Below are 23,286 nucleotides of genomic sequence, written 5' to 3' on the forward strand. Positions count from 1 at the left end.
ATGACAACAATTCGTGGAACAACCAGAACAAGACGTGATCTGGCGATCACCCCTACCCGAAAATTCCGGACCCGCCCGGAACCGGGATCAGGACATCACCGAGGGCACATCGGTGGATCGAGGCTTAATGGAACGCCCCACTCATCCAATCCGGCAATTTTGATGCTGTACCCATCGACGCATGGTGCTCCAAATACGTGGAAGCCATCACGGTCACGGATGAAGCATGGCAGGTTTTCCGGTTGGAAGTCCACTGGATTGTTGGGCAGGAACCAGGTGAGCACTAGGCGTCGCACTTCAAGCAGTGGCGCGATGGAGGGCACGAGCTCGCTTGTCCAGCTGCCGGTGGTGACGATAACGCGGTCCACGATTGTGGTTTCTTCGCCTGCTTGGATGACTACGTGATCGCCGTTGTCTTCGATGCTGGTGATTTTTTGGTGATCGCGTACTTGGGCACCATTTGCCTTGGCTGTTTCGATTGCACTGAACACTGCTAGTTCGGGGCGCAGGGCTCCACCTTGAAGATCAACAATTCCAGCTTCATCATCGCGGAAGTCTAGACCTGGGTAACGCTTGCGCATCTGCGCGGCGGTAAGTCGTTCATGTGGCAGCTCATAACGTTCCACTGATTCCACCAGGCGTTGGAAGGGTGCTTCGTCTTCCTTGCCGGTGCTTAAGACACCGAAGTTGTGGAAGAGTTCGCGTCCGGAAATCTCGCTCAGTGATGACCATAGTGCTCGTGCGCGTTTGAGCAACGGAACGTAGGTGCTGCCTTCGTGGTAGGCCATGCGAAACAGTCGGGACTCCCCTGTGAATGCGCCGTAGCCATGGGAGATGCCGAATTGTTCAAAGCCGATGGCCTCTACACCTGGGATGTTACTTAAGTGCCACAGTGCCATGGAGCCGGTTGATCCAAGGCCGATTACCGCAATTTTCATTGTTGTTTCTTCTCTCAAGCCAGTGCGGGTGATTCCCACAGGTTCAATGTGGTGCCGACGCCTTTTTCCAGGGCGTTTTCATACACTTGGGTTGCCCAGGCGACGTCTTCTACTGGCATGCCGCCGACGGAATAGAGGATGATTTCCTCATCGTTGGTGCGTCCGGGTAGCTTGCCGGAGCAGATATCGCCAATCTGGGAAATCTTTGCAAGGTCGAGTTTTCCTTGCAGCGCCAGGTCGTACCAGTGGGTTCCTGGAATGCCGAGTAGTTGGTAGGCCTGTGGGCCGTATTCTTCTGCCCAGGCTTCGTAGAGCCCCATGTAGTCAACAACGAGGCGGGCGTCGTCAAGCAAATAAGCGTCGTCGAAGCGACCGGCGGCTGGAAGCAGCAGCAATGCGCCCGGCTTGAGCCATTCTTTTTTGAAGTATGGGAAGGCGGAGGAGCCGGCGGCGTCCGTGGTGGTGGCGGCGATGACGATGTCGGCGTCTTTGACCACGTCTTCTTCAGATCCGACGGCGACCACTTCGATCTCGGGGAATTTTTCCAACGCCCATGTTGCAAAGGCGTTGATGCCGCGTTCGCTGCGTCCCTTGATCTTGATGGTGGTGATTCCTGGGCGCTCTGCGATGCACGCTTCGGTGATGGTTTTCGCCATGACACCAGGTCCGACGACAGCCAAGGTTGTCGCGTCGGCGACCGCTAAGTGCTTCACGCCCACGCCGGGAACCGCGCCGGTGCGGTAGGCGGACAGCAGGTTCGCGGACATGATGGCCTTCGGTGCACCGGTGACCGTGTCGTTGAGGACGAAGGTGTGGATCGAGCGAGGCAAGCCTGAGGCCTTGTTTTCCGCGTTGGATCCGTACCACTTCACGCCGGTGTTTTTGAATCGCCCGCCGAGGTATGCGGGCATCGCCATGAATCGGCGGTCGGGGCCGTCCTTGGGCATGCCTTCAAATTCTGGGTTTTCCGGGAAGGTGATCATCGCGCCATGCGAGTTGGAGTTCAAACCGGCCATTTTGTAGTCGCCCTGCGCCAAGAGCACGAGCGTTTCCTCCATGACATCGACGCATTGCGCGACGTCTTTGACTCCGGCCGCGATCATGTCCGGTTCGCTCAAGAACAAGAAATTGATGGCGGTTTCAGTGGTGTAGGTTGCGGTCATTTTGAGGCCTTTCGAGTATCAGCGATTTTTTGCTTATCGACGCCCACCTGCACGGCGTCGGGCACGGTTTCCTCGGGGATTTCAGGTCCGAAATTGGTGCGGGTTGCCATCCCAATTCCGTTGGAATTGAGGTGGTAGGCAGATTCTGCGTGTTCTGCGCGGTCAATGCCTTCATATTCGGCTTCGGAGGTGATGCGCAGAGTCATGAACTTGTTCAAGATCGTGGCAATCAACCAGGTCACGCCGAATGCGTATGTAAGGGTCACGATGATGGCCAGTGGTTCCCTCCACAGCAGGGAGAGTTCGCCACCGAAGAAGACTCCGGAAACTCCCGCTGGTGCTAGTGGATCGCCAAAGAGCATGACAAACAGTGCACCTGCAATGCCGGCCATTCCGTGGACTGCGAACACATCGAAGGAATCATCGACTCGGTGTCCCTTCTTCCAGCTAATTGCCCAGAAGGAGACAACTGCGCCGAGCGCTCCGACGGCGAATGCTCCGAGCGGGCTCACTGCATCCGCGGCCGGGGTGATAGCCACAAGGCCTGCGATTGTGCCGGTTGCCGAGCCAAAGAAAGTGGGTTTTCCGCTGAACACACGTTCAACGAGCATGAAGCCCATCATTCCGCCAGCTGCAGCAATGAGAGAGGTAACGACCACGTAGCTTGCGAGGAAGTTGGCACCACCTGCGGTACCACCATTGAATCCGAACCAGCCCGCAACGATCAGTCCTGCACCAATCAAAATCAGTGGAAGGTTGTGTGGACGCACAGCCATGGAGTGGCGGCGTCCCAGCACTATTGCCAGCGCGAGTCCAGACGCACCCGCATTCATGTGCACTGCCGTTCCACCAGCAAAGTCGTGGAACTCAAGCACATTTTTCATCCAGCCACCCACGTAGCCGGACTCAGGATCATCGATAGCGAAAACCCAGTGTGCCAGTGGCGCGTACACAAAGGTGAACCACAGGACACCGAAGACCAGCCACGCTCCAAAGCGCATGCGCCCCGCTGCACCAGATGAAACAAGTGCGAGTGAGATTGCAGCGAACAGAATGTAGAAGCCGGCCCACATGAGGTCTCCGGTGCCGTCATCTTCCATAATGTTGCGGAAGCCGAAGTATTCAAGGGGATTTCCGATAATTCCCCACCCACCGATGGAGTTTCCTAAGACAAGTCCGTGTCCATAAATGATGTACACAAGGCTGATGATTCCAAGTGAGCTCATAACCATCATGAACGTGTTAAGAACGTGTTGCCCACCCAGCATGCCGCCGTAGAGCAGGGACAATCCGGGGAACATCAGGCTTACCAACGCAAAAGCTGCGAGAATCCAGGCTAGATCTGAGGGGTCCATGTTAAAGGCCTTTCAGCTAAGTGATGCTGTCGAGCGGAGTATTTTCTATTCCGCTATAGATAAACCTAGTCCAGTTTTTACCTATCGTTCTATAGATTTCTGTTTTTATAACGAAGGTCACGTTTTTAACCCGCACTTACACCACGTCTCCCCAGCCGAAAAATCCCCTATGGCAGCGTTTTAACCTGCGGTTTTATAGACTCCACGTTCCGTCGGGAAACAGTTCCCCTTTAAAGATGTCCTTAGGGAAAATTGGAATGTATGTGAATTAGGCACCAAGATTTTCCAATTTTGACCACCACTTTGCCGAAATCTTGGTGTCGAAAGTGCACACCGAGGAACAGTGGGGAGACAACAGGTCGACAAAACCCAAAAAAGCGGCTCCCCTATGAAAAGGGAACCGCTCTTTTTAAGCTCGTGTCTTATGAATAAGTCTGGATGAGGTTGAGTGCGACAATGCACACAATCCAGATAACGGCAACCAAAATGGTGACGCGATCCAGGTTCTTTTCAACAACAGTGGAGCCCGAAAGATTGGACTGCACACCGCCACCGAAGAGGCTGGAGAGTCCGCCGCCTTTGCCCTTGTGCAGCAAGACGAAAACCGTCATGAGCAGGCTGGCGACGACGAGGATGATTTGAAGCGTCAATGCCATGTGGAAAATGTTCCTTTGCCGTTTGAGAACCCAGGTGAACCTTATGCCCACCTGATTTCGAATAACTTTAGACAGTATACACGAGTACTACCCAGCCGGCTGGACTAGCCGGAGTTGCGCAGCGCAGTGGAAAGACCGTTCATGGTCAGCTGAATGTTGCGGGACACTTGCTCGCTTTGGTCGCCTTTTCGGTAGCGTCGCATCATCTCTACCTGGATCACGTTGAGTGGAAGCAGGTAGGGGTATCGGCGCTGGACAGAGCGTGCGAGAAGTGGGTTGTCATCAAGCAGATCATCAGAGCCGGTGATTACGCAGAACATCTTCTTGGTCAGGAAGTACTCCTCGCGGATGACGGAATAGACTCGCTCGGCTACTTCCGTATCTGGGATCAGGTCTGCGTAGAGCTTTGCCAAACGCAGCTCTGCCTTGGACATCACCTGAGCCATGTTATCCAACACTGAGGTGAAAAATGGCCAGGACTCATTGAGTGTTTGCAGCTCGGCAATGCGTTGGGTGGCCTGCTCCCCTTCGCCAATCCACTGCTCTAATGCGGTTCCGACACCAAACCAGCCTGGCAGCATGACACGAGACTGTGACCAGCTGAGCACCCATGGGATGGCTCGCAAATCTTCCACCGAGGAGGTCTGCTTGCGTGAGGAAGGCCTGGATCCGATGTTGAGGGATCCAATCTCCTGCAGCGGCGTGGACTGGGTGAAGTAATCGATGAAGCCTTGATCCTCGTGCACCAAGGAGGCGTACTTCTTCAAGCTGAGCTCAGAGATCTCACTCATGATGTCGTACGCGCGTTGGTGATCGGTGAGTTCGGAGACGTCGAGAAGCGATGCCTCAAGCGTGGCTGAGACCAGGGCTTCGAGGTTTCGGCGCGCGGTTTCGGGGTTGCCGTACTTAGCGGAGATGATCTCGCCCTGCTCGGTGATGCGCACGGAACCTTGGACAGCCCCCCTGGGCTGGGCAAGAATCGCGTCGTAGGAAGGTCCGCCACCGCGGCCGACGGTGCCACCACGGCCGTGGAACAGGCGAAGCTTGACCCCGGCTGATCGGCATAGTTCGACGAGCTGCAGTTCCGCGTCGTAAAGCGCCCAGTTTGCGGAGAAATATCCGCCATCCTTGTTGGAATCGGAGTAACCGAGCATGACTTCCTGGACGTTGTCGCGCTGCAGGAGGTAGTTGCGGTAGAGATCAATTTTCCACAGTTCGTCGAGGATTCCGGCGCCGGCCTGGAGATCTTCGATGGTTTCGAACAGTGGGATGACATCGACGGTGCCGCGTGGGTTGTCGCCGTTGGCTGCGATGAGTCCGAATTCCTTGAGCAACACCATCGGCTCGAGCACATCGGTGACCGATGATGCCATGGAGATGATGCAGTGAGGCACCATCCGTGGCCCGAATTTCTTAACAGCCTCCGACGCGGTGCGGAAGATGCCGAGCTCGCGGTCGGTGACCTCGCTGTATTCATCTGAACCGTGCGGGATCAGCGGACGAGGGCTGCGCAGTTCCTTCAGCAGCACCTCAAGCTTCTCTGCTTCAGACAGCTCGCGGTAGTTTGCGGTGACTTGGGCGCGTTCGAAAAGCTCGGTGAGGACGTCCTCGTAGCTTTCGGAGTTTTGGCGCAGATCCAGTGCGTAAAGGTTGAATCCAAAGCTCTCGATGGCAGAAATCAGCACAGACAAACGATCATCGGCAATGAGAACGTCCTTGGATTCACGCAGAGAATGATCAATGGTCAACGCATCGTTTAAGAATTCTTCCGGAGATGCGTATGGAGTAAAGACCTTGAACCACACGCCCTCAACGGCGTCCTCGCCGATCAGCTCGGCCGTCGTCGCGAGGATACGTCCGCGAACGCCATGGACGGCGCGTCGATAAGGCTCATCCACGCGGCTTGGCACGTCGTTGTGCCCTGCATCTGCCAGCGCAAGCAGCTGCGGGGTGACCTTATTCATGCGGTCCGACAGGCTGAGCTCATGCTCGAGGGAATGCAGCTGGCGTGCATAGTACTTGAGCACGGTTTCCGCAGCGCGGTGAGTGGAATACTCAACTGTTTCCGCGGTGACATAAGGGTTACCGTCGTGGTCTCCACCAATCCAGGAACCTGGCTTGACCACGGGCTTCAAAGGAACACCCTCGCCGAAACGCTCACGAAGCTCAACAGCCACATCACGGTTGATACGTGGAATCTCTTCCAAAAGGCTCAGCTTGTAGTAGCGCAGCCCTACTTCGATCTCGTCCTCGATACGTGGGCGGGCCACACGAATCAACGCGGTCTGCCACAAAATGGTGATGCGACGGCGGATGTTCTTCTCGATCTCATCCAACTTGCTTTGCGTACGAGCGGTAGGCTCCGCAGACTGCAAAGCGTGGCGTTCACGCATGTGGGTGGTGATCCACTTTTGCGCATCAAAAACAGTGCGGCGGCGAGTCTCAGTTGGGTGCGCAGTCAGAACCGGCGCCACCTCAGCATTGCGCAGCACATCGGCCACAGCTTCTGCGCCAACATTGCCCTCATTGAGTTTCAGCCAGGTGGCATCAAGAGTGCTGTCCGGAGGGGTGTCGCCTGCATCGAGAGCCTGTTCACGAAGCTCTTCATCGTAGAGGTCTTCCGCCAGGTTAGCCAGCAGAGCGAAGTGGGAAAATGCGCGAGCAATCGGTGTTGCCTTGGCTGGAGTAATGCCGTCGAAAACCTGAACCAGGCTATCCATTTCGGCGTTGCCCTTGGCGATATCAAAAGAAGTCAGGCGCGCTTGTTCGACCAGTTCATAAACCTCCTGGCCTTCTTGTTCCGCAATTACCTCACCGAGGATTTGACCGAGGAACCTGATGTCATCGCGTAAAAAATCAGTCATAACTACTTTAAACACTCTTTCACATTGAGGGTGTTGGCGTGCATGAGATAAAAAATCACCCAGCAAAACAGGTGTTTAGCTGGGCGATTGATTTCGATGGCTTTCATGGGCTCATCAAAACCGCACTTCTACAGTGCTTGTGCTTTAAGGCTGTGCTTTAAGGCTGTGCTTTAAAGCTCTGTACTTTAAGCAACGCTCGCAGCGTTGGCAGCCAGCTTGGCGAATGCTTCACCGTCGAGGGAAGCGCCACCGACAAGTCCGCCGTCGACGTCAGGCTGACCGACGATCTCAGCGACGGTTTCTGCCTTAACAGAACCACCGTAAAGAATACGCAGGCCCTCAGCGACCTCGTCGCCTGCAAGCTCCACGATCAGACCGCGGATAGCCTTGCACACTTCCTGAGCGTCAGCTGCGGAAGCAACCTTACCGGTGCCGATAGCCCACACTGGCTCATACGCGATAACGGTGTTGGCCAGCTCAGCAGCATCCAGGCCAGCAAGGGACTTACGGGTCTGCTCGACGACGTACTCAACGTGGGTGCCAGCTTCACGGATTTCCAGTGGCTCACCAACGCAGACGATCGGGCTGATGCCGTTGGACAGAGCTGCCTTTGCCTTCGCAGCAACCAACTCATCAGACTCGTTGTGGTACTCGCGGCGCTCGGAGTGTCCAACGACAACCCAAGAGCAGTTCAACTTTGCCAGCATGCTTGCAGAAACTTCACCGGTGTACGCACCGGACTCGTGCTGGGAGACGTCCTGAGCACCGAAAGTGACCTCAAGCTTGTCGCCCTCAACGAGAGTCTGGACGGAGCGGATGTCAGTGAAAGGAACGGTGACTGCAACGTCAACCTTCTCGAAGTATTCCTTTGGAAGGGCGAATGCAAGCTTCTGAACAGTGCCGATTGCCTGCTGGTGATCCAGGTTCATCTTCCAGTTACCAGCGATAAGTGGCTTACGTGCCATGTGTGAAACACACCTTTCTTAAAAAAGTTTCCCGGTGGCCCTTTATGTTTTGTTTTCTAACAAAGGGCCGTGTCGGATTTACTGAGCGAGAATTGCAACGCCTGGGAGTTCCTTGCCTTCAAGGTACTCGAGGGATGCGCCACCACCGGTGGAGATGTGGGAGAAGCCGTCTTCGTTCAGGCCGAGCACGCGAACGGATGCTGCGGAGTCGCCACCGCCAACAACGGAGAATGCGTCGTTGCCTGCAGTTGCATCGATGATGGCCTGGGCGATGCCGCGGGTGCCTTCAGAGAATGCTGCGAACTCGAACACGCCCATTGGGCCGTTCCAGAAGATGGTCTTAGCGGTGCTGAGAACCTCACCGAAGTTCTTGACGGACTCTGGTCCGATGTCAAGAGACATCCAGCCTTCTGGGATGGAGTCCAGGTCAACGATCTGCTTCTCTGCGTCCTTGTTAAATTCGGATGCTGCAACCAGGTCAACTGGGAGAACGATCTTGTCACCGAAGCGTGCGAGCAGGTCGGTGCAGGTAGCCTTCATTTCTTCCTGCAGGAGGGACTGCTGAACGTTGTGTCCCTGAGCTGCGAGGAAGGTGTAGCACATGCCGCCACCGACGATGATCTTGTCAGCCTTGGCAGCCAGCGCCTCAATAACACCGATCTTGTCAGAGACCTTGGATCCACCGAGAACCACTACGTATGGTGCCTCTGGTGATTCTGCGATCTTTTCCAGAACGGAAATCTCGGTCTCTACCAGTCCGCCAGCGTAGTGTGGCAGCAACTTTGCAATGTCGTAGACGGAGGTCTGTGCGCGGTGGACAACACCGAAGCCGTCAGAAACGAATGCGCCGTTGTCTGCTGCAAGAGCTGCGAGCTCCTGAGCGAAAGCGGTGCGCTCTGCCTCGTCCTTGGAGGTTTCGCGTGGGTCGAAGCGCACGTTCTCCAGGAGCAGGATGTCGCCCTCGGTCAGGCCGTTTGCGCGCTCGTGTGCGTCTTCGCCAACAACGTCTGCGGCAAGTGCAACGTACTGGCCAAGCTCATCGGAGAGTGCCTCAGCGACAGGTGCGAGGGAGTACTTCTCGTTGACCTCGCCCTTTGGGCGGCCAAGGTGAGCCATGACGATGACCTTTGCGCCACCTTCGCTCAGTGCTTTAAGGGTTGGTAGGGAGGCAATGATTCGGCCCTTATCGGTGATCTCGCGGTCATCGTTGAGGGGAACATTGAAGTCAGATCGAACGATGACGTGGCGTCCGTCTACGCCTTCGTCGAGCAAGTCCTTGAGGGTCTTAACAGCCATGCCGTACTCCTTGGAGATTTGATTGTTTAAAAAATTCTTCTGGTGCAATGTGATGCACTGTCCCAGATTGCCACACATTGTGTGGCGCTGGCACCGGTATTCAATTGTATTGATTAAAGACACAAAATAGCCCGGGGTGCGCCGAGGCACACCCCGGGCTATTGGGATGACACATCACCGTGAGCATCGATCGCCCACGTTAGCGATGTGAACTAATTAGAGCTTGGAAGCTACGAGCTCGGTCAGACGCAGGAGCTGGCAGGTGTAGCCCCACTCGTTGTCGTACCAGGAAACAACCTTGACGGTGTTGCCGGAGACCTTGGTCAGGCCAGCGTCGAAGATGGAGCCGTGGGAATCGTGGACGATGTCGGTGGAAACCAGTGGCTCTTCGGAGTAAGCCAGGGTCTCGCCGAACTCGCCGACTGCAGCTTCCTTGATTGCAGCGTTGATGGACTCAACGGTGACCTCAGACTTGGTGTTGAAGGTCAGGTCGGTTGCGGAACCGGTGATAACTGGAACGCGAAGTGCGTAGCCGTCAAGCTTGCCCTTGAGCTCTGGGAGAACCAGAGCAACAGCCTTAGCTGCACCGGTGGAGGTAGGAACGATGTTGACTGCTGCTGCACGTGCACGACGCAGGTCGCGGTGAGGTGCATCGTGCAGGCGCTGGTCGCCAGTGTATGCGTGAACGGTGGTCATGAGGCCGTTCTCGATGCCGAACTTGTCGTTTAGGACCTTTGCCATTGGTGCGAGGCAGTTGGTGGTGCAAGATGCGCCGGAGATCACGTTGTGGTTCTCAGGATCGTAGGACTCGTGGTTCACACCGTAAACGAAGGTTGCGTCTTCGTTGCTTGCTGGTGCGGAGATGATGACCTTCTTGGCACCTGCTTCGATGTGAGCCTTAGCCGCGTTTGCATCGGTGAAGAAGCCGGTGGACTCGATCACGATGTCAACGTTGTGTGCAGCCCAGTCCAGGTTCTTTGGATCGCGCTCTGCGTAAACAGCGATGCGCTTGCCACCAACGGTGATGGAGTCATCGTCGTATTCAACTTCCTGGCCAAGGCGGCCCATGATGGAGTCGAACTTGAGAAGGGTGGAAAGGGTCTTGTTGTCGGTGAGGTCGTTGACTGCAACTACCTCGAGATCGTCGCTGCGCTCCAGAACTGCGCGGAAGAAGTTACGTCCGATACGGCCAAATCCGTTAATACCAACACGAATGGTCATGTTGTGTCTCCTCTAAAGATTGTAGGAAATGCAATGTGTCAAGCAGTTAGGTCAATCAGAGCATCGGTCACTCAAGAATTCTTGAGCTGACAGAACCCAAGGGCGAGTATGGCGAATTTTTCCAACTCACGCACCAAACCTACTCACATTGGATAATTCGTCGAGTCAACTCCGTGTCAACCTGTCCTCAACTTTAGCGGGGAAACAAAGATTTCGCAGCAGATGCAAAATCATACAGACACATTCAAAAATGGACATTGACCCCAAACGGGGGCATTTCCAACACTTGCGCTAAATAGTTTTTGCAGGGAACGAACCTGAAATCGTTCGCACTACGATCTGCTCCCCCGAATGGGGTTAATTATGAACTACATTACACCCCCGTGAATCCACAAATTAAAGTCTCAGATTTGAAGCCAATGTGATGCAACTCACACTGGCTTCAATGGTAATCCCAATAGGCTCGGTCGTTTTTAGGCTTCAATCATCTAAATTTCTTCCAACAAATCTTCCGTCACAACAGAATTTGTATCAGGAATCTTCAGATCTTCGGCGCGCTTATCTGCCATCGTCAAAAGACGACGAATACGACCGGCCACAGCATCCTTGGTCATTTGAGGATCAGCCAACCGGCCCAACTCCTCCAACGATGCCTGACGGTGCTGCACACGCAGCTGTCCAGCCTCAGCCAAATGCTCAGGAACATCATCACCAAGAATCTTCATGGCGCGTTCTACCCTCGCTGCAGCGGCAACTGCTGCTCGGGCTGACCTGCGCAGATTGGCATCGTCGAAGTTGGCCAACCGGTTTGCCGGAGTTCGACTTTCCCGCTTGATGCGTTTTTCTTCCCACAACATGCGAGTTTTCTGTGCACCCATTCGAGTGAGCAGTGCCCCAATTGCTTCCGCATCACGAACATTGACGCGATCAAATCCTCGAGAATCTTTCGTTTTCGCCGCGATCCCAATTCTTCGAGCACATCCAACCAGTGCCAATGCTGATTCTTGACCAGGACACAACACCTCCAACGAAGAGGAACGACCTGGATCACTTAAAGATCCATTGGCTAGAAACGCACCGCGCCATGCAGCTTCAGCGTCACTGATTGTTCCGCTGACCACAGAAGGCGCTAGACCTTTAACCACATGTCCAGACCTGGTGACCAGTCCGGTGCGTCGCGCAATTTCATCGGCATTGTCAATGATGCGCACCAAATACCGTGGCGTTTTCCTGCTCACAGTCGGGTTCACGGTGTGCACATCGACTCGAGAGTTGTACAAACCTTGGATAAACTCCTGAAGCCTCATACCGACTTGCATGCTGTCCAAATTTGCTTCGATGACCAGCTTGCCGCCGACAGCTTGCATCTCACCAGCAAACCTTAAAATTGCAGACACTTCCGCAGCACGAACACTGTTTTTGGCCACATGGACCTGCGCCAATTCTTGTTTGATATCACTCGTCAGTGACACGCCTACTCCTTAACGCTTTCGTGCTCCAGCAAAACTTGCCAGCAACGCTGCACACAGCTTTGCTGGATCGTGAATACTGGTGAATCGACCACGGCCATCTTCAGCCTGGACATCATGGAAGGAGACTTCTGCACCAAGGGTGCGAGCAGCTCGTTCTACATGATTGCGTTCGGTTTGTGAGGACAGTGTCTTGGCATCGACAATGACTTGGTCAACCTGAAGGTTTCGAGCATGCTGGCGGAGCACATGGATGTGTCGTTCTGCAGAGAATCCCGCGGTCTCCCCTGGCTCGGACGTCAGGTTTAACACCACGGTTTTGGTTGCTTTTGTCTGCGCCAAGGCATCAACGATCCCTGGGACCAAAATGTGTGGAATCACAGAGGAGAACCAGGAACCTGGGCCAAGGGTGACCAAATCTGCATCGAGAATGGCCTCGATGGCAGCGGGGTTCGGTTCTGGATTGTCCGGAATGATTCGAACGCGTCGCACCTGCCCGGGGGTTGCAGCTACCGCCACTTGACCACGAACTTGACGCATGACTCGAGCATCAGAGTCTAGACCTGATACTTCCGCTTCAAGATCCAAAGGTTCAGCACATACCGGGATGATGCGTCCTTTGGCTCCAGCGAGTTGAGCGATTTGATCAAGCGCATGCTGGGAGGTGCCCAAAATGTCGGTCAACGCCACGATCACGAGGTTTCCCAAGGCGTGACCAGCTAGCGCACCATGTCCACCGAAGCGGTGCTGCAGGAGGTTTTCCCACAATCCGCCTTCTTCGGCATCGGCGATCAAAGCTGCCAACGCCATGCGCAGATCTCCTGGAGGGATCTGCCCCAGCTCACGGCGAATACGGCCTGATGAGCCACCATCATCAGCAACTGTCACCACAGCGTTGATGGTTGTCGGTGAGCAGATTTGAGCTGCTCGAAGGGTCTGAAAAAGACCATGTCCACCGCCCAAGCTGGTGATTACACGTGGTCGCTCAAGTGGAGCTTCTTCTGGTGTGCCATTTGGGGCATCGAAGAAGGTTGTCAATTAGTTGGCCCCTTTCCTAGTGGCGGTTAATATCGCGGTGTACTACAGACACGTCGAGCGTGGTCTGATCTGCGATTCTTTTGGCTAGTTCTTCAGACACCGCAACTGATCTGTGGTGTCCACCGGTGCAGCCGACACCGATTGTGATGAAGTTTTTTCCTTCGTGGCGGTATCCCGGAAGCATGTCTTTGAGCATGTCCACAAAGTTGTTCAAAAATTCTTCTGCGCCTTTTTGGGAGAGCACATAGTCAGATACTGGCTTGTCCACTCCCCTAAATGGGCGCAGCTCTGGAACCCAGAATGGGTTCGGCAAGAAACGCACGTCCACAACAAAGTCGGCGTCGCGTGGTGAGCCGTGTTTGAAACCGAATGATTCAATGGTGACGTGCTGGGTGCGCGTGGCGATTGTCCTAAACGAGGATTCGATGGCGCGGCGCAAATCATGCACGGACAGATCCGAGGTATCGATGACCACTGAAGCGTCTTCCTTCACAGGAGACAGCACGGTTCGTTCACGTTCAATACCCACCTGAAGGGTTTGGCTGCCCTGCAAAGGATGGGTGCGGCGCACATTATCGAATCGCTTGATCAGCACCTCATCGCGTGCTTCCAGAAATAACACCGTGGGATCGAGCTGCTTATCACGCAGCTCTGAAACAACCTGGGTGAGGCTTCCGCGGAATTCACGGGAGCGCACATCGCACACGACTGCAACTTTGTCGACGGGAGAATCTTCCCGAGCGCACATATCAATTAATTCCAGGATGATCTGTGGTGGAATATTGTGCGCCACATACCAACCCAAGTCTTCGAGGACTCGGGCTGCTGTGCTCAGACCTGCGCCTGACATACCGGTGATGATGACAGGTGTGAAATTGTCCCTGTACTTCACAGGATTTTCTTGTGCAGACTTATCAGTGTGCGTGACCCCAGTGGATTGAATCATGGTTACATCCTAGCGATCTACTTATTTTGACGCGTGAAGACCTTCATAGACAGCCTCCGCAAGTTTCGGGCCGAAGCCTTTCACTTGGGAAATGTCCTCAACGCTTGCCTCTTTCAGTTTTGCCACGGATCCAAAGTGCTTGACTAGTTCAGTGCGACGGCTCTGGCCAAGGCCCTTGATGCTATCTAGCTCGGAAACACGCATGCGCTTGGATCGTTGCTGGCGGTGGTAGGTGATGGCAAAGCGGTGGGCTTCGTCACGGATTTGCTGGAGCAAAAACAGTGCTTGGGAGTTTCTCGGCAAGATGACGGGATCGGGGTCGCCGGGCAGCCAGATTTCTTCCAAGCGCTTGGCTAGGCCAATGAGCACCACGTCAACGATGCCTAATTCATCAAAGACTTCTTGGGCTGCAGCTACCTGCGGGGCACCACCATCGACGATAAAAATCTGAGGAGGGTATGCAAAACGCCTGGCGTCGGTGCTCATTTCCTCGACTTTTTCATCGCTGAAGGTCGAGCCGTCAAACTCTTCGGCTTCGGGAACAGCAAGTTTGTCTTGGTTGTGGCGCAGGAAGCGGCGCCTGGTGATTTCCGCAATGGATGCCACGTCGTTGGAATGTCCATCGCCTGCGGCTTCTTTGACTCGATAGCGTCGGTAGTCCGATTTTCGAGGCAAACCATCTTCAAAAACCACCAGGGATGCCACCACATCGGTGCCCTGAATATGGGAAATATCGGTACATTCGATGCGCAGCGGAGCCTGCTCCATGTCCAGCGCTTCCTGCAATTCCTGCAGTGCAGCTGAACGCGCGGTGAGATCACCGACACGCTTAAGCTTGTGTTGTTTCAGCAGCTCTTTGGCGTTGCGCTCCACAGTTTCCATGAGCGCACGCTTGTCACCGCGCTGTGGCACGCGGGCATCAACGCCAGCACCGCGCAATTCCTCCAGTACTTTCAGGGTTTGCTCAGCTTCATTGGGCGCAACTTGCACGAGGATTTCACGGGGCACGACCGAAGCGCGCGTCACTGGGGCTGCCTCTTCAAAAGAATGCTTATCGACGCCACGTCGCTCGATCACCGCAGCATCTTCCTTAGCCTCAGTTTCAGCACGCTCGACGGCGTCGCCATAAAACTGAACGAGGAAATCTTGCATCAAAAATGGCAGTGCGGGATCTGTTTCCGGGGCATCACCCTCAGGTTGGGTCGTAGCGTCGACAAGCAATCCGGCGTAGTCGCCGGGCTTTTCCACAACCCAGCCGCGCTGGCCGCGGATTCGGCCACCTCGGATGTTGAAGACTTGCACGGCGGCTTCTAGCTGATCGGTGGCGAATGCGATGATGTCGGCGTCGGTGCCATCGCCAAGGACGACGGCCTGTTTTTCCATGACCTTGTCAATGGCTTCCAGATCATCGCGCAGGCGGGCCGCGCGCTCGAAATCGAGTTCCTCGGCCGCAGCCATCATGTCGGCGTTGAGTTTGCGAGTGACTTTGTCGGTGTGACCAGCCATGAAAGAGGTGAAACCGTCAACGATTTCGCGGTGTTCCTCTTCGCTCACGCGGCCCACGCACGGGGCCGCACATTTATCGATATAGCCCAACAAACACGGCCGGCCGAGGCTTTCGTGGCGGTTAAACACACCCTTTGAACAGGTGCGCATGGGGAAAACGCGGGTGAGAAGATCAAGGGTTTCCCGCACTGCCCACGCGTGGGAATACGGTCCGAAATAGCGCACACCTTTGCGGCGCGGACCTCGGAAGAAGAACGCGCGCGGGAACCTCTCCCCTGTGGATACTGCCAGCATGGGATAGGTTTTATCGTCGCGGTATTTTACGTTAAACCGCGGATCAAAACGTTTAATCCAGGTGTATTCCAGCTGCAGCGCCTCGACTTCGCTGGACACCACGGTCCACTCCACAGACGACGCTGCGAACACCATTTGGCGGGTGCGCGGATGCAGTTGGGTGACATCCTGGAAATAGTTCGACAACCGCGAACGCAAGTTTTTGGCCTTGCCCACGTAGATCACGCGGCGGTTTTCGTCCCTGAATTTATAAACACCCGGCTCCGTTGGAATTGTTCCTGGAGCCGGGCGATAAGTTGTTGGATCAGCCACAGCTTAATTAGTCCTCTGGCATGTACTTGTTTTCGAGGTCGCGGAAGGTCGCAACCGCGCGCACCACATCTTCTCCATCGCGGGACTGGAAAGCCCACATGGGAACGAATTCAAAGTCTGGAAGCTCCAAACGTGCCACGCTGCTGCCCTTGGGGAAAGACATGCCGTAGATGACAACCCATGGGTAGAAACGAGTTCCGATGAAGTTACGCACCTCAACGCCGTCTTCGTTGGCACGCACGCGAGGGCGAGTCAGTCCCAAGAACACAAGAACGGAGAAGATGATGCCCAACGCTGGGAATGCCAGAGTGTCAACAAAGGTGACCGCTGCACCGGTGAAATCGACGTCCACCACGGCACCCATGAAGATGTGAACGGCCATGATGACAACCACGGCTACCCACGCGATCTTTTTCAGAAACTTTGTGGTCACCTCCAGCTCCCATGGCTTGGTTGTGGTGGTGCCAGCGAAAGCTGCGGTGTATTCCTGAATTTCCGCATCGCTGAGCTGTACCTTTGGCTTCCCGACAGCGCCCGAATGTGCGTTGTTGATGTTGTTCGTTGCTCCGTCGGGGGCGTTGGTTGTCACGATTTCACAAATCCTTAGAACTAATTAGCGGTGGCGCGCATCCTGCTAGGCATTAAACCGAGGCGTCAAACCTTTTAAAGAACAGTCTAACCCTCAGTTGCACGAATTTGAGAAAGCACGAGGGCAGTATCGAGTGCAGCGACCATTGCCTCTGCGCCTTTGTCCTCTACAGAGCCTTCTCCACCGGAGCGTTCCACGGCTTGCTCTTCGGTGTTGGTAGTCAACACACCGTTGCCGATTGGGGTGGAAGTATCAAGAGCAATGCGGGTGAGGCCTTCGGTGACAGAGTCGCACACGTAATCAAAGTGTGGGGTGCCGCCACGAACGACACAGCCCAAGGCAACTACTGCGTCATGGGTGCGTGCCAGTTCTTGCACTACGACTGGAAGTTCCAGGGCGCCGATGACGCGGTATTCGCTCACCGTTGCTCCTGCTGCACGTCCCGCATCTACTGCGTGCTTGTGCAGGCGGTCGCAGATTTCTGCGTTCCACCGTGCGGTGACTACGGCGACTTTTAATCCGCTGGCGTCGGGGAGTTCGACTGCCGGCAATCCTTCTTTAGCCATTGTTGTGCTCCTTAGTTTTCTGGGTGCTCTTGTTCCCACAGTGCGACATCTGGGAGGTCATGTCCCATGCGGTCACGCTTGGTTTTCAGGTATCGAACATTGTCTTCATGAACAGCAACAGGGATGGGGGTTCGGCTGGCAATGGAAATGCCGTGGCCTTCAAGTCCCACCTTCTTGGCTGGGTTGTTGCTGATCAAGTTGAGCGAGCGCACACCCAAGTCGTAGAGAATCTGGGCGCTGGTGCCAAATTCGCGGGCATCGGCTGGAAGACCAAGTGCGAGGTTGGCATCGACGGTGTCGGCACCTTCATCCTGGAGTTGGTAGGCGCGTAGCTTGGCGAGCAGACCAATGCCTCGTCCCTCATGCCCACGCATGTACACCACTACTCCCCGACCAGCTTCCTGGATCAGGCGCAAAGACTCGTGCAGCTGCTGTCCACAGTCGCAGCGCCGGGATCCAAAAACATCACCAGTCAAGCACTCAGAGTGGACTCGAACCAGGACGTTTTCGCCACCGTCGGATGCCACGTCGCCGGCAACAATGGCAACAAGCTCGGTGCCATCGATGATGGAACGGTAACCAACAGCCTTGAACGTGCCGAAATCGGTAGGCAGCACAGTTTCCACCTGGCGCTCCACCAAAATTTCATTCTTGCGACGCCACTCAATGAGCTGCTCAATAGAGATCAGCTTCAGATCGTGCTCATCGCAGAAGCGGCGCAGCTCAGGAACCCGAGCCATGCCGGTGGGGTCCTCTTCACTGACCACTTCGCAGATAACACCTGCTGGGCGCAGGCCTGCAGCGCGAGCCAAATCGACAGCTGCTTCGGTGTGTCCAGCGCGCACCAAGACGCCACCTTCACGAGCACGCAGTGGCACAACGTGTCCGGGACGGGTGAAATCCGTGCGGTCGGCTTCTGGATCAGCAAGCAAGCGCAAAGTGTGGGCGCGGTCTGTTGCAGAAATGCCTGTGGTGCCGGTGTTGGCATCAACGGTCACGGTGTAAGCGGTGCCGCGGGCATCCTGATTGTGCGCGGTCATCGGAGGCAGATCAAGACGATCTGCATCCTTTGCGGTTAATGGCGCACAGATGTATCCCGAGGAATAACGCACCATGAAAGCGACTAATTCTGGAGTGGCTAATTCGGCGGCAAAGATGATGTCGCCTTCATTTTCACGATCTTCATCATCTACCACCACGACGGCTTTACCCGCAGCGATGTCAGCGATGGCCTCTTCAACAGAATCTAATTGGCTGTGTGCCTGCTCATGTTCACTCACGTTGTCTAACCTAGTCTCTCGTGAAATCGGTGTAGTCATTGGGAGTGTTTCCAGCCACGCCGCGCGTCATCATGCGTTCGACGTACTTAGCGATCACATCAACCTCAATGTTTACGATATCCCCTACCGCCAGTTCGCCGTGGGTGGTGTCGCGCAAGGTGGTGGGAATCAGGGAAACCTCAAACCAATCATCACCCAAAGACGATACAGTCAAGGATGTGCCATTGAGTGCGATGGAGCCTTTTTCCACCACATAGCGAGCCAAATCAGCTGGCAGCTCAAAACGCAGAACATCCCAGTTCTCTGAGCTGGTGCGCTTGATCAGCGAGGTGGTGGCATCAACATGGCCTTGCATGATGTGTCCACCCAGACGGCCATCGGCTGCCATGGCGCGCTCAAGGTTGACTTTGCTACCGGTGGATAATGCGCCCAGGGAGCTGCGATCTAAGGTTTCCTGCATGAGGTCTGCAGTGAAATGTCCCTCGCCAAAGGACGCCACTGTCAAGCACACACCATTGACAGAAATGGAATCCCCCAAATGCACACCCTCTAAAACGGTGGACGCGGAAATCTGCATCCGGATGGAATCTCCCAGATGTTCCACGCCTGCAACGGAGCCAAGCTCCTCGACAATACCTGTGAACATTTAGTGTTCCTTTCTCATCATTTCTATCAATACATCTGAACCCAACTGTCTCACGGACGTGGTGTCAAAACGCATAATCTGATCCATCGTGGTTTCTTGTGGCCAGTTAATCACTGATCGTCCAGCGCCCAACAAAGCGGGGGCAACATAGGCCTGCACCTGATCAACAATGCCTAAGCGCAGCGCTGCCCCAGCTAACGTTGGGCCACCTTCGATTAAAATGTCTCGGCACCCTTTATCCCACAGCGCTGATAAAGCCTCTGGTATTCCCGCGTACTGCTCATATCCCAAGCGAGCCAAGTTGGAATCTGCTGGAACCTCGCGGGAGCCAATAACAACGCGCCTGGGTTGATTTTCATAAAGACCCGTATCGGTCCGCGCCGTCAAGGAGGGATTATCAGTCAACGCAGTACCGGTACCCACGATGATCGCATCTCTTTTACTTCGATCTTCGTGCACAAACGCCCGCGCATCCGGCCCGGTAATCCACTGGCTGGTGCCATCGGTGGCACCAGCAAAACCGTCCACGGTGGACGCAAACTTCAACGTGACATGGGGCCTGCCCAGACGCGTCGCAACCAGCCAGGGCTCCAGTGCCCTGATCCGCTCATCTAAAAAATGCGTATCGACGCCCGCCTCCGCCAAAAAGGCACCGCCCCCAGCGGCTGACGGGAAGGGATCCGCATTGGCGTAAAACACGTGTGCGATCCCGGCGTCGAGAAGCGCCTTGGAACATGGACCCGTGCGGCCGTAATGGTTGCACGGCTCGAGGGTGACCACCGCCGTGCCCCCGTTGGCACGCACTCCGGCAGCTGCAAGCGCCACCACTTCGGCGTGCGGGCCACCAGGAGGTGCCGTGGCGCCAACGCCAACGACCTCGCCGTCGGCGTCCAAAATGACAGCGCCGACTGGCGGATTAGGGCTGGTGGTGCCTCGGACTTGATCTGACACGTGGTGGGCCAGATCTAACGCGTGCGCAACATCCATTTACTGCGCGAGTGCTCGCAACTCCTGGATCGCCTTGTTGGGATCCTCAGCGCCGTACACAGCGGAACCTGCAACGAAGGCATCCACGCCAGCGTCGGCAGCCTGCTTGATGGTCTTGGCGCTAATGCCGCCGTCGATCTCGATGACGGTGTTCAGACCGCGCTCATCGATGACCTTGCGCAGGGTACGAACCTTTTCCAGTTGTTCAGGCATGAAGCTTTGGCCACCGAATCCAGGCTCGACGCTCATGACGATGACTTCATCGAAGTGCTCGAGGTCATCCAAGTAATCCTCGATGGGAGTTCCAGGGCGCAGGGAGAAACCTGCACGCACACCCTTGGAACGGATGTACTTAGCCAACTCAACGTGACCTTCGGTGGCTTCAACGTGGAAAACAATGCAGTCCGCGCCAGCGTCGATGTAGTTGTCCACCCACTTCTCTGGGTTTTCGATCATCAGGTGGACGTCTAGTTCTTTGTCCGTAACGCGGTTGACCGCAGCTGTGATATCCGCGCCAAAGCTCAAGTTTGGAACGAAGTGTCCGTCCATGATGTCGACGTGAATCCAGTCAGCATCAGGAACAGCCAACACCTGCTCCCCTAAGCGGGAGAAATCAGCAGCAAGAATGGATGGGGCGATTAGTGGAGTACGTTGTGCCATGCCCTAAATCATAGCCCTCTTGTCTACCCCACTTAGCTCACAGGTCTACTTCTTTCGCAGCACTGCCACAAACATCGCATCGGTGCCGTGGCGGTGTGGCCACATCTGCACTGATTTCTCATCGCCGGTATCGGTCATGCCTGGCATGAACTCCGCAGCCTCAAGCTCTTCGATCTCCAGAGCCCCCAGTGCCTTGTCCACGATTCCGCGGGTTTCACGCAGATCAGGTGAACATGTGGAGTACACAATCACGCCACCGGAACGCACCTTGTTCACAGCGGATTCAAGCAGCTCGTACTGCAGGGTGTTGAGCTCAACAATGTCGCTTTCCTGCTTGCGCCAACGCGCCTCAGGGCGACGACGCAGTGCACCCAAACCAGAACACGGCGCATCGACTAGCGCACGATCGTAACCACCGGTCAAGTTGATGGTGCGGCCATCGCCCACATGAACCTTGACGGGCAAACCACGCACGGACTTTTCAATCAGTCGGGCACGGTGATCAGAGACCTCCACGGCATCAACGGTGGCACGATCCATGCGAGCCAACGCACCAATGAGCGCCGCTTTACCGCCAGGACCTGCACACATATCCAGCCAACGGCCGGCATCGGTGCCCTCCACGGGGATTTCCACCAAGGCGCGAGCAATCAGCTGAGAACCCTCATCTTGCACTGCTGCAAGACCATCCTTCACTGGCTCAATATCACCCGGGTCGCCACCCTCGAGGTACACCGCGTATGGGGAATACTTGCCCTCGTCACCACCGGTGATCAGCGCCAATTCCTCTGCACTGATCTCACCTGGGCGAGCCACCAAGTGCACCACTGGGCGCTCAGAGTCCGCAGCAAGCGCTGCTTCCAACTCATCTGCCGGGAGCACCTGTGAGAAACTCTGCGCAATCCAGCGTGGGTGCGCAGTACGGAACGCAACGCGAGCCAACTCTTCCGCGGGCTCCAATTCCTTCAACCACTGCTCTGGTTCCTTGCGCGTGATGTTGCGCAAAATTGCATTGGCAAAACCAGTGGCCTGGAATTTCTTCAGCCCACCGACCATCTTTACTGAAGTATCGACCGCAGCGTGATCCTCCACGCGGGTAAACATCACCTGGTACGCGCCCAAACGCAGCACGTCCAAAACCTCTGGATCAATATCAGACAGTTCACGCCCAGATGCAGCCTTAATGACCTCATCCAGCAAGCCGACATTACGCAAGGTGCCGTAGGTAATTTCCGTAGCAAAGGCCGCGTCACGGCCAGAAAGATTGTGCTTGCTCAGCAGTCGTGGCAACACCAAGTTGGCATACGCCTCACCGGTACGCACACGATCAAGCACCTCAAACGCAATTTCTCTCGGCTTATCGACGCCCAGAGCCCTCACTTCCCTGGCCTGCGCAGGGGGCTTGCGGTTTCCGCCGCCTTTGCCACTGCTTTGGCCCTGGCGCTGCCCCTGACTCTGCCCCTGCCCCCGAGCCGGGGCCTTCTTTGACGGAGATTTACGCGCCTGCGGCTTCTGCTTAGCAGGTTCCTGCTGCGCTTTTGGAGTCCTGGAGCGGAATCCGCCGGATTTTTCTAGGCTCATTGGAATTTCGCTTCCTGATCAAGTTGGACACCACGCGCCCAGTCTGCTGCATTCATCATTTTCTTTCCCGGGGGTTGGATATTGCCCAGAACAATTGGTGTGGTGCCCGTTCCGACCACCACGGAGTTCTTTTGCGCCAGGATGGCGCCAGGCGCCAAGTCCGCTGCTACTTCGACCTCGCCTGAGTGGCTGATGGGCCCGACCTTGAGGCGGGCGTCGACAAGCGTGGTCCATGCGCCAGGTCCTGGGGTATGTGCCCTGATGTGGCGGTCGATGACCTCGGCGGGCTTCGACCAATCAATCTGCGCGTCCTGGGTGGTGATTTTTGAGGCGTACGTGGCCTCGCCTTCCTGGGCGCGCGGGGTGATTGTGCCCTGCTCCAGGCCAGTCATGGTCTCAACCAGCAGGTCACCGCCTGAATACGCCAGGCGAGTAAGAAGATCATCCGCAGTATCGGTGGGCTGAATTGTGTCCTCGATGGTGGACAAAATCACGCCGGTATCCAGGCCCTCATCAATGCGGAAGGTCGTGGCACCAGTGATCTGATCGCCTTCACGGATCGACGCCTGAACCGGCGCCGCCCCACGCCATGCAGGAAGCAAAGAAAAGTGCAGATTCACCCAACCGTGTGGCGCAACATCCAGCAAATCCTTGGTGATCAGCTGTCCGTATGCCACCACCGGCAAGCAATCGGGGGCAAGCTCAGCCAAGCGCTGACGGATTGCTTGGCCATCTTCCGTATCAGCCTTCAGGGAGGTGGGCTTTAACACCTCAATACCGTGCTGCTGTGCAAGCTCCGCGACAGCTGAAGGATGCAGCGTACGACCACGGCCGCGACGTGCATCTGGTTGCGTCAACACAGCGACGACCTCATGATCGGAATCAATGAGCTTTTGCAGTGCCACCACTGCAGGTTCCGGAGTTCCGGCAAAAACTAGGCGCATGAAGTGCCCT

General features: G+C 55.7%; 19 protein-coding genes and 1 pseudogene. All 20 read right to left on the bottom strand.

Annotated features, from left to right (window positions below; all coding sequences use genetic code 11):
* Positions 1-122: 122 nt before the first annotated feature.
* A pseudogene (locus tag CGL_RS07905) lies at positions 123-938 on the bottom strand (FAD-dependent oxidoreductase); the annotation flags it as partial.
* Positions 939-952: 14 nt separating this feature from the next.
* Positions 953-2,101 (bottom strand): tyramine oxidase subunit B, encoded by a 1,149-nt coding sequence (locus CGL_RS07910; protein ID WP_011014462.1) that lies wholly within the window; start codon positions 2,099-2,101, stop codon positions 953-955.
* Positions 2,098-3,456: an ammonium transporter gene (locus tag CGL_RS07915; protein WP_011014463.1), complete on the bottom strand. Its 1,359-nt coding sequence runs from the start codon at positions 3,454-3,456 to the stop codon at positions 2,098-2,100. The genes CGL_RS07910 and CGL_RS07915 overlap by 4 nt, the downstream gene beginning before the upstream one ends.
* 422 nt (positions 3,457-3,878) lie before the next feature.
* On the bottom strand, positions 3,879-4,112 hold the full coding sequence (gene secG, locus CGL_RS07920; protein ID WP_011014464.1) for a preprotein translocase subunit SecG: 234 nt from the start codon (positions 4,110-4,112) through the stop codon (positions 3,879-3,881).
* A gap of 104 nt (positions 4,113-4,216) precedes the next feature.
* Positions 4,217-6,976, bottom strand: coding sequence for a phosphoenolpyruvate carboxylase (ppc, locus tag CGL_RS07925; protein ID WP_011014465.1), 2,760 nt, complete (start codon positions 6,974-6,976; stop codon positions 4,217-4,219).
* 185 nt (positions 6,977-7,161) lie between these two features.
* Positions 7,162-7,941, bottom strand: a complete 780-nt coding sequence (gene tpiA / locus CGL_RS07930; RefSeq protein ID WP_011014466.1) for a triose-phosphate isomerase — start codon at positions 7,939-7,941, stop codon at positions 7,162-7,164.
* A 78-nt stretch (positions 7,942-8,019) separates the two neighbouring features.
* The gene (pgk, locus tag CGL_RS07935) at positions 8,020-9,237 is read right to left on the bottom strand and encodes a phosphoglycerate kinase (protein WP_003862252.1); all 1,218 of its coding nucleotides are present in this window, start codon (positions 9,235-9,237) and stop codon (positions 8,020-8,022) included.
* 216 nt (positions 9,238-9,453) lie between these two features.
* Entirely contained in the window at positions 9,454-10,458 is a 1,005-nt protein-coding gene (gene gap, locus CGL_RS07940) for a type I glyceraldehyde-3-phosphate dehydrogenase (RefSeq protein ID WP_003862250.1), read from the bottom strand.
* A gap of 488 nt (positions 10,459-10,946) precedes the next feature.
* Positions 10,947-11,930 (bottom strand): DNA-binding protein WhiA, encoded by a 984-nt coding sequence (gene whiA, locus CGL_RS07945; protein WP_003862248.1) that lies wholly within the window; start codon positions 11,928-11,930, stop codon positions 10,947-10,949.
* 9 nt (positions 11,931-11,939) lie between these two features.
* Positions 11,940-12,965 (bottom strand): gluconeogenesis factor YvcK family protein, encoded by a 1,026-nt coding sequence (gene yvcK, locus CGL_RS07950; protein ID WP_011014467.1) that lies wholly within the window; start codon positions 12,963-12,965, stop codon positions 11,940-11,942.
* A gap of 16 nt (positions 12,966-12,981) precedes the next feature.
* The gene (rapZ, locus tag CGL_RS07955; RefSeq protein WP_003856023.1) at positions 12,982-13,911 is read right to left on the bottom strand and encodes an RNase adapter RapZ; all 930 of its coding nucleotides are present in this window, start codon (positions 13,909-13,911) and stop codon (positions 12,982-12,984) included.
* Positions 13,912-13,932: 21 nt separating this feature from the next.
* Positions 13,933-16,023: an excinuclease ABC subunit UvrC gene (gene uvrC, locus CGL_RS07960; RefSeq protein ID WP_011014468.1), complete on the bottom strand. Its 2,091-nt coding sequence runs from the start codon at positions 16,021-16,023 to the stop codon at positions 13,933-13,935.
* Between the two features lie 7 nt (positions 16,024-16,030).
* Complete coding sequence (locus CGL_RS07965; protein WP_011014469.1) at positions 16,031-16,612, bottom strand: PH domain-containing protein; 582 nt, start codon at positions 16,610-16,612, stop codon at positions 16,031-16,033.
* Between the two features lie 86 nt (positions 16,613-16,698).
* Positions 16,699-17,178: a 6,7-dimethyl-8-ribityllumazine synthase gene (ribH, locus tag CGL_RS07970; protein WP_003856018.1), complete on the bottom strand. Its 480-nt coding sequence runs from the start codon at positions 17,176-17,178 to the stop codon at positions 16,699-16,701.
* An 11-nt stretch (positions 17,179-17,189) separates the two neighbouring features.
* Entirely contained in the window at positions 17,190-18,458 is a 1,269-nt protein-coding gene (locus CGL_RS07975; protein WP_003856016.1) for a bifunctional 3,4-dihydroxy-2-butanone-4-phosphate synthase/GTP cyclohydrolase II, read from the bottom strand.
* 10 nt (positions 18,459-18,468) lie between these two features.
* Complete coding sequence (locus CGL_RS07980) at positions 18,469-19,104, bottom strand: riboflavin synthase (RefSeq protein WP_011014470.1); 636 nt, start codon at positions 19,102-19,104, stop codon at positions 18,469-18,471.
* Positions 19,105-20,091, bottom strand: a complete 987-nt coding sequence (ribD, locus tag CGL_RS07985; protein WP_011014471.1) for a bifunctional diaminohydroxyphosphoribosylaminopyrimidine deaminase/5-amino-6-(5-phosphoribosylamino)uracil reductase RibD — start codon at positions 20,089-20,091, stop codon at positions 19,105-19,107. It abuts the gene before it with no gap.
* Positions 20,092-20,751 carry a ribulose-phosphate 3-epimerase gene (rpe, locus tag CGL_RS07990; protein ID WP_011014472.1) on the bottom strand — a complete coding sequence of 220 codons (660 nt, stop codon included), beginning with the start codon at positions 20,749-20,751 and terminating at the stop codon, positions 20,092-20,094.
* 45 nt (positions 20,752-20,796) lie between these two features.
* The gene (locus CGL_RS07995; protein WP_011265767.1) at positions 20,797-22,332 is read right to left on the bottom strand and encodes an RsmB/NOP family class I SAM-dependent RNA methyltransferase; all 1,536 of its coding nucleotides are present in this window, start codon (positions 22,330-22,332) and stop codon (positions 20,797-20,799) included.
* The gene (fmt, locus tag CGL_RS08000; protein ID WP_003862229.1) at positions 22,329-23,276 is read right to left on the bottom strand and encodes a methionyl-tRNA formyltransferase; all 948 of its coding nucleotides are present in this window, start codon (positions 23,274-23,276) and stop codon (positions 22,329-22,331) included. Before fmt ends, CGL_RS07995 begins: the two co-directional genes overlap by 4 nt.
* Positions 23,277-23,286 lie beyond the last annotated feature (10 nt).

It is taken from the genome of Corynebacterium glutamicum ATCC 13032 (assembly GCF_000011325.1).
GTDB classification, from domain to species: Bacteria; Actinomycetota; Actinomycetes; order Mycobacteriales; family Mycobacteriaceae; genus Corynebacterium; species Corynebacterium glutamicum.